Below are 8082 nucleotides of genomic sequence, written 5' to 3' on the forward strand. Positions count from 1 at the left end.
GCATGGGCGAACACGGCGTGAATAGTGCCCCCGAAGGGTCACGGTTCGGTTGAGTCGTCGAAATCCTTGGCTTTTCCCGTCCCGACTCGTTAGCGTCTACAGGGTGAGCACCCGGCGCAAGGCCAGATTCGGCCGCATTCCCGTCACCGACGTCTTCCCTGTCATCGAGGGAGGACGTTTCCCCGCCAAGGCAGTGGCCGGACAGGACGTCCTGATCCGCGCAACGGCGTTCCGCGAGGGCCACGACGCCCTCGCCGTGGAGGCGGTGCTCTACGATCCCGACGGCGTAGAACGCCAGCGGATGCCGATGCGCCCCGGGGCCCCCGGGCTCGATGAATGGCTGGGCACGTTGCGCCCCTCCACCGAGGGGAACTGGACCTTCGAGGTCGAGGCCTGGGACGACCCGATCGGGACCTGGAGGCACGACGCCGGCATCAAGGTCCTCGCGGGCATCGACACCGAGCTGATGCTCGCCGAGGGCGCGTTGCTGTTCCGTGAGGCCGCGGCGGCCTCCCCGAACCCGGCCGCCCTGCAGGCAGCGGCCACCACCCTGGCCGACACCACGCTGCCGGCCGAGGCCCGGATGGCCGCCGCTTCCACCGCCGCCGTGGTGGACGAACTCTCCCAACGCCCGTTGCGGCGCATGGTCACCGGCGGCGGACGATTCCCGCTGCTGGTCGAACGCGACCTGGCCGGCCGTGGCGCCTGGTACGAGTTCTTTCCGCGATCGGAGGGCGCCACCTTCGACCCGGAGACCGGGACCTACACCTCCGGCACGTTCGCAACGGCCGCCGAGCGGCTGGAAGCGGTCGCCGACATGGGCTTCGACGTCATCTACCTGCCACCGATCCACCCCATCGGCCGCACGTTCCGCAAGGGCCCGAACAACACGCTGACCGCCGGTGAACACGATCCGGGTTCGCCGTGGGCCATCGGATCGGCGGCCGGCGGCCATGACTCCATCCACCCGGACCTGGGCACCGAGGCCGATTTCGCGGCGTTCGTGGACCGCGCCCGCAACCTGGGACTGGAGGTGGCCCTGGACCTGGCGCTGCAGGCCTCACCGGACCACCCCTGGGTCACCGAACACCCCGAATGGTTCACCACCCGCGCCGACGGGACGATCGCCTATGCCGAGAACCCGCCGAAGAAGTACCAGGACATCTACCCGCTGAACTTCGACAACGACCCGCAGGGGCTCAGCGCCGAGATCCTGCGCATCGTCAGGCTGTGGATCGGCCGCGGTGTGCGGATCTTCCGCGTCGACAATCCGCACACCAAGCCGGTGGGGTTCTGGGAATGGCTCATCGCGCAGGTCGCCGAAGAGCACCCCGGCACCGTGTTCCTCGCCGAGGCGTTCACCCGCCCTGCCATGATGCATGCGCTGGGCCGTGCCGGATTCCAGCAGTCCTACACCTACTTCACCTGGCGGAACACCAAGGAGGAGCTGGCCGAGTACTTCACCGAGGTCTCCCGCGAGACCTCGTCCTACTTCCGGCCGAACTTCTTCGTGAACACCCCCGACATCCTCACCGAGTACCTGCAATTCGGCGGACCGGCGGCGTTCCGGATCCGGGCGGCCCTGGCCGCTACCGCCTCGCCGTTGTGGGGGGTGTATGCGGGATTCGAACTCTACGAGCACGTGGCCCGCCCCGGGGCCGAGGAATACATCGACAACGAGAAGTTCCAGTACAAGGTCAGGGACTTCGACACCGCCGAGGCCGAGGGCCGCTCGCTGGCGCCCTACCTGCGCCGGCTCAACGCCATCCGCGCCGACCACCCGGCCCTGGGCGAACTGCAGAACCTGGTGGTCCACCCCACCAGCGACGACGCAACCATCGCCTACTCGAAATCCCGCCGGACCGACGCCGGGGGCATCCCGGCGCCCGGAGCGGTCCCCGGGACCGAAGCCGCTCCTGCCGCCGGCCAGGCGATCGACACCCTCATCATCGTGGTGAACACCGACCCGCACGGGGCACGGGAGGCAACGATCGACCTGGACCTGGACGCCTTGGACCTGAGGCCCCAGGACCTGGACGACGAGGGCCGCTTCACGGTCGATGACCTGGTGACGGGACAGAGCTGGAAGTGGGGCGCCAGCAACTACGTCCGCCTCGACCCGCATCACGAGCCCGCCCACATCCTGCACATCCGCCGGGGCACCTGATGGCCAACCCGTTCCAGCTCAACGTTCCGGGTCTGACCCACGACCCGCAGTGGCACCGCAAATCGGTGTTCTACGAAGTGCTGGTGCGGGCCTTTTCCGACGCGAACGGCGACGGCAGCGGTGACATCACCGGGCTGATCGACAAGCTGGACTACCTGCAATGGCTCGGCGTCGACTGCCTCTGGGTTCCCCCCTTCTACAAGTCCCCGCTGCGCGACGGCGGCTACGACATCTCCGACTACTACGACGTGCTCGACGAGTTCGGCACGATCGGGGATTTCCGGCGACTGGTCGCCGAGGCCCATGAGCGCGGGCTGCGCATCATCATCGACCTGCCGATGAACCACACCTCGGACGAACACCCGTGGTTCCAGGCCTCCCGCCGCGAACCCGACGGGGAATACGGGGACTTCTACGTCTGGTCGGACACCGATGAGAAGTATTCCGATGCGCGCATCATCTTCGTGGACACCGAGGAATCGAACTGGACCTTCGACCCGGTGCGGCGCCAGTTCTACTGGCACCGCTTCTTCGGGCACCAGCCGGATCTGAACTTCGAGAACCCGCTGGTGCACGAGGCCATGTTCGACGTCGTGCGCTATTGGCTGGACCTCGGGGTCGACGGCTTCCGGGCCGATGCCATCCCCTACCTGTTCGAGGAGGAGGGGACGAACTGCGAGAACCTCCCGCCGACCCATGATTTCCTGCGCCGGCTGCGGGCTCTCGTCGACGCCGAATATCCGGGCCGGGTCATCATCGCGGAGGCGAACCAGCCCCCGCAGGAGGTGGTCGAGTACTTCGGCACGGTCGAGGAACCCGAATGCCACATGTGCTTCCACTTCCCGATCATGCCGCGGCTGTTTTTTGCGCTCCGCGACCAGCTGGCGGCCCCGGTCATCGAGGCCATGGAGCAGACCCCGGAGATCCCCGCGGGAACCCAGTGGGGAACCTTTTTGCGCAACCACGACGAACTCACCCTGGAAATGGTCACCCCCGCCGAACGCGAGGCGATGCTCGGCTGGTATGCGCCGGATTCGCGCATGCGGGCCAACGTGGGCATCCGGCGGCGCCTGACCCCGCTGCTGGACAATTCCCGGTCAGAACTCGAACTCATCCACGCCCTGCTCTTCGCCTTGCCGGGCAGCCCGTTCCTGTACTACGGGGACGAGATCGGGATGGGGGACAACATCTGGCTGGATGACCGCGACGCCTCGCGGACGCCCATGCAGTGGAACCCCGACCGCAACGCGGGGTTCTCCAACGCCGATCCCGGCCAGCTCTACCTGCCGGTCATCCAATCGCTGGTCTACGGGTACACGAGCATCAACGTCGAGCAACAACTCAACCACAGCGGTTCGCTGCTGCACTGGGTCCGGCAGATCCTCGGTGTCCGCCGCGAACACCCGGTCTTCGGACTGGGCAGCTACGACAACGTCCGGGCCAGCGCACCGAGCGTGCTGGCGTTCCTGCGGGGGAGCCGGCCCACGCAGCCACCGCCGGTCGGCCTTCACGGCGCGCCCACCCCGGCGACCAGCGCCTATGCGGAAGAACCCGAGGAGGGCGAAACGATCTTGTGCATCTACAACCTGTCCCAGCACCCCGTGGCCACCGAACTCGACCTGCCCCAGTACGCCGGGCGCGGGCTGCGCGACATCTTCGGAGGGACCGTCTTCCCCCCGGTCGCCGATGACGGGCGCTTGTCCATCACGCTCGGCTCCCAGGGCTTCTTCTGGTTGCGGCTGCGCTCGGCACGATCCGATGTCCACGCCGCCGCCACCACGACGCTTCCGGTGATCGATCCATTGGATGCCCGGCGATGAACACCGACGAAGCCATCACCCGCGCCCTCGCCGGATGGGTGGGCGCCCAGCGCTGGTGCCCGGCCGCTGCGGGGACATTCGGTCTCTCCCTGGCCGGAATGGTTCCGCTCGCCCACCCGGATCCCGACGTGCAGCTGGCCGCCCTGCTGCTGACCGTCCGGTCAACCGGCCGAAACCAGGGGACAATACAACCGGGAGACAATACACCTGAAATCGAGGATGCCGTCGTCCACGTCCCCGTGACCCTGCGGCGGATTTCCGGCACGTCGGCCGGCGAACCGTTGGGCACCCTGGATGAGGAAACCGTCAGGGCGATGGCCGCGGACGCGGGATCGGCCACGACCTGGGACGGCGGCCGGTGGCAGGTCCACGACGGAACGCAGGACCCCGAATTCGTCCGTGCCTGGGCGGTGATGATGGGGCACCGCGCCAGCGCGGAGGCCTCCGAATACGTGAGGATGCGTGCCCTGCACGGCGAGCAGTCCAACACCTCGGTGGTCCTCGAAGCGCCCGAGGGGCCGGTGATCATCAAGTTCTTCCGGGTCCCGGTGCCCGGAACGAACCCCGACGTCGAACTCGGCACCCTGCTCTCCGACGCCGGCTCCCTCGAAGTCCCGAAGTCGCTGGGAAGCCTGGATGGGAACTGGCGCGCCGGGCCCGCCACGGTGACCGGGACCCTCTCGGTCATGCGTGAATTCCTTCCCGGCTCCGTCGATGCCTGGCGGCCGGCCAGTGCCGCCGCCATCGCCGACCGGGATTTCACGTCCGAGGCCACCGAGTTGGGCCGGGTGGTCGCCCGGCTGCACGGCAATCTCCGCCAGGTGGCCCCCACGGCCGAAGCGACGGCGGAGCAGACCCGTGCCTTCGTTGCGGCATTGCGCAGCCGCCTGCTCTGGGGATGGGAGCGCGCCGCGCCCGCTGACGTGGCCCTGGCTGGCGCCTTCAGCGAGGTCCTGGAGTCGCTCGGCGCCCTGGGGCGCTTGCCCCTGTTGCAGCGCATCCATGGCGACCTGCATCTCGGGCAGATCCTGCACGCCGGCGACCGGGGATGGGTGGTGCTGGACTTCGAAGGCGAGCCCCTGCGCACTGCGGCCGACCGGACCGGCAACGACGTGGCGCTGCGGGACGTCGTGGGCATGCTGCGCTCCTTCGACTACGCAGCCGGCATGGCCACGCGCGCCACCGACGAACCACATCGCCCCGACCCCGCGCGCCAGGAAACGGCCCGCCGCTGGTCGGCCCGGACACGGAAGGCCTTCCTGGCGGGGTACCGTGAGGAATCGGGAGAGGCCATCGACGTCCAGTCGCCGCTCTTTCTGGCACTGTGGCTGGACAAGGCCCTTTACGAAGTCGTGTACGAACAGCAAAACCGGCCGTCCTGGGAACAGGTTCCGGCATCGGCGGTCCAGGAGGTCCTCACAGCCATGCAGAACCCATCCGACACCCCCGGGGACCAGCGCCCCGGCACCGAAGCACCCGTCGCCTCGACCGATACGGCCACCGGGCCCCGGCCCATCGCCGCGGAGGTGCTGGCCGCAGTGGCCCAGGGCCGGTACCACGCCCCCCATGGAGTCCTCGGTGCCCATGTCGGCGACGACGGCGTGGTCACGGTGCGCACACTGCGCAAACTGGCCCGCAGCGTCACCCTCGTCACCGAGTCGGCACGCGTCGAGATGTCCCACGAGCACGACGGCATCTGGGTGGGGGTGGTTCCTGCCCCCGCCGGCCGTGAGGGGACCGTGCCGGACTACCGGCTCGAGGTCGCCTATGGGGAAGCGGCCGCCGAACTGGTCGACGACGCCTACCACTACCTGCCCACCCTCGGCGAGGTCGATCTGCACCTCATCGGGGAGGGCCGGCACGAAAGGCTCTGGGACGTCCTCGGAGCCCACACCCGCAGCTACCACACCTCGATGGGCACCTGCGACGGGACGAGCTTTGCCGTCTGGGCCCCCAACGCACAGGCAGCCCGGGTGGTCGGCGACTTCAATGGTTGGGACGGGACCGGCACCTCCATGCGGTCCTTGGGCCGCTCCGGGGTCTGGGAATTGTTCATGCCCGGTGTCCGGGCCGGTGCCGTCTACAAGTTCGAACTACTCGGAGAGGACGGGCACTGGCGCCAGAAGGCCGACCCGATGGCCCGGCACACCGAGGTGCCGCCGATGACCGGCTCCGTGGTCGTGGAATCCTCCTATGGATTCCAGGACGATGAATGGATGGCCGTCCGGGCCGCCCGCGACCCGCATTCCGGGCCGATGAGCGTCTACGAGGTCCACCTGGGATCGTGGCGTCCCGGTCTGGACTACCGCCAGATGGCTGAACAGCTCAGCGAATACGTGTCCTGGCAGGGGTTCACGCATGTGGAGCTCATGCCCGTGGCCGAACACCCGTTTGGGGGATCGTGGGGTTACCAGGTCACCTCCTACTACGCGCCGACGTCGCGCTTCGGACATCCGGATGATTTCCGCTACCTCGTGGACCGGCTCCACCAGGCGGGAATCGGCGTGATCATGGACTGGGTCCCCGCGCACTTCCCCAAGGACGAATGGGCCCTGGCGAAGTTCGACGGCCAGTCGCTTTATGAGCACCCGGACCCGCGCCGCGGCGAACACCCCGACTGGGGGACGCTGGTCTTCGACTTCGGCCGCAACGAGGTCCGCAACTTCCTGGTGGCGAACGCCCTCTACTGGCTCGGGGAGTTCCACATCGACGCGCTACGCGTCGATGCCGTCGCGTCCATGCTCTATCTGGACTATTCACGTGAAGACGGCGGCTGGGAACCGAACATCCATGGCGGCCGGGAAAACCTGGAGGCCATCGGTTTCCTGCAGGAGCTCAATGCCACCGCCTACCGGGTCAATCCAGGCATCGTCATGATCGCCGAGGAATCCACTGCCTTCCCGGGGGTCACCGCGCCCACCAGTGGCGGCGGGCTCGGCTTCGGGCTGAAGTGGAACATGGGGTGGATGCATGACTCCCTGGAGTACATGTCCGAAGATCCCATCCACCGCTCGTACCACCATCACAAGATCACCTTCTCGATGGTTTATGCCTACACGGAGAATTTCCTGCTGCCCATCAGCCACGACGAGGTCGTGCACGGCAAGGGTTCGGTGTTGCGGCGGATGCCGGGGGACCGCTGGCGTCAGCTGGCGCAGGTCAGGGCCTACCTGGCCTTCCAGTGGGCGCATCCGGGCAAGCAACTGATCTTCATGGGCACCGAGTTTGCCCAGGAGGGGGAGTGGAGCGAACAGCACGGGCTCGACTGGTGGGTGGCCGATACCCACCAGCACCGGGGAGTCCAGTTGGCAGTCCGCGCCCTGAACGGGATCTACCGGGAGCTTCCCTCCTTGTGGGAACTGGACAACGATCCGGCGGGCTTCGCCTGGATCAACGACCACGAATCGGCCGGGAACACCCTGAGTTTCATCCGCCGCGACGAAAACGGCAATGAACTGGTGTGCGTCGCCAACTTCTCCGGCGAACCACATCGCGGCTACCGCCTGGGATTGCCGGCCGCCGGCGCCTGGACCGAGGTCCTGAACACCGATGATGCCGAGTTCGGTGGATCGGGAGTCACCACCCCGGGGACCATCACCGCCGACGGTCCCGCCCATGACGGGCAGCCCCAGTCGGCAGTTGTTGACCTGCCTCCGCTGGGCGTGATCTACCTGGTTCGCGGCGCCCGGAGCTGAGGACCACAACGACCGGGCGGGCCGTCAGTGCTCTGGCCGTTCATAGCGTGGCGCAGACCACACCGGGCGCAGGTGCGGGAAAGAGACGGAAACGGGTGGACTGCGACGCCGCCAACCGCGCAAACACGGGGATTTTGACGATGGTTCACCGGGAGGACATCGCGATTTGGCGAAGGCGCCCGGATGTGGGTATAGTTATTTCCCGCGCCGGTCGCCAATAAAACTTCTCCACCGAGAGGCAAACGGGACGGCGCAGACTTCCGAAAAGCAAGGAAAACGGTCGATTTGACCGGGACCAAGCCAACGGGTAAGTTAGACAAGTTGCTCCAGAGCGTAGCGACCGGCCGGATGGCGGGTTTGTGGAAGCTGGAAGCGTCTGTTGTTTGAGAACTCAATAGTG

3 protein-coding genes are annotated in these 8082 nt (G+C 67.4%); all 3 read left to right on the plus strand.

The window, feature by feature from the left end; genetic code table 11:
* The first annotated feature begins 103 nt into the window (after positions 1-103).
* The 3 genes from ACN0TP_RS13385 to glgB are packed head-to-tail and all read left to right on the plus strand — an operon-like array spanning position 104 to position 7682.
* Positions 104-2167, plus strand: coding sequence for an alpha-1,4-glucan--maltose-1-phosphate maltosyltransferase (locus tag ACN0TP_RS13385; protein WP_417219707.1), 2064 nt, complete (start codon positions 104-106; stop codon positions 2165-2167).
* Positions 2167-3987, plus strand: coding sequence for a maltose alpha-D-glucosyltransferase (treS, locus tag ACN0TP_RS13390; RefSeq protein WP_417219708.1), 1821 nt, complete (start codon positions 2167-2169; stop codon positions 3985-3987). Before ACN0TP_RS13385 ends, treS begins: the two co-directional genes overlap by 1 nt.
* Complete coding sequence (gene glgB, locus ACN0TP_RS13395; protein WP_417219709.1) at positions 3984-7682, plus strand: 1,4-alpha-glucan branching protein GlgB; 3699 nt, start codon at positions 3984-3986, stop codon at positions 7680-7682. Before treS ends, glgB begins: the two co-directional genes overlap by 4 nt.
* Positions 7683-8082: the final 400 nt, after the last annotated feature.

The sequence above is a fragment of the Arthrobacter sp. genome (assembly GCF_048266065.1).
Taxonomy (GTDB): Bacteria; Actinomycetota; Actinomycetes; order Actinomycetales; family Micrococcaceae; genus Arthrobacter_H.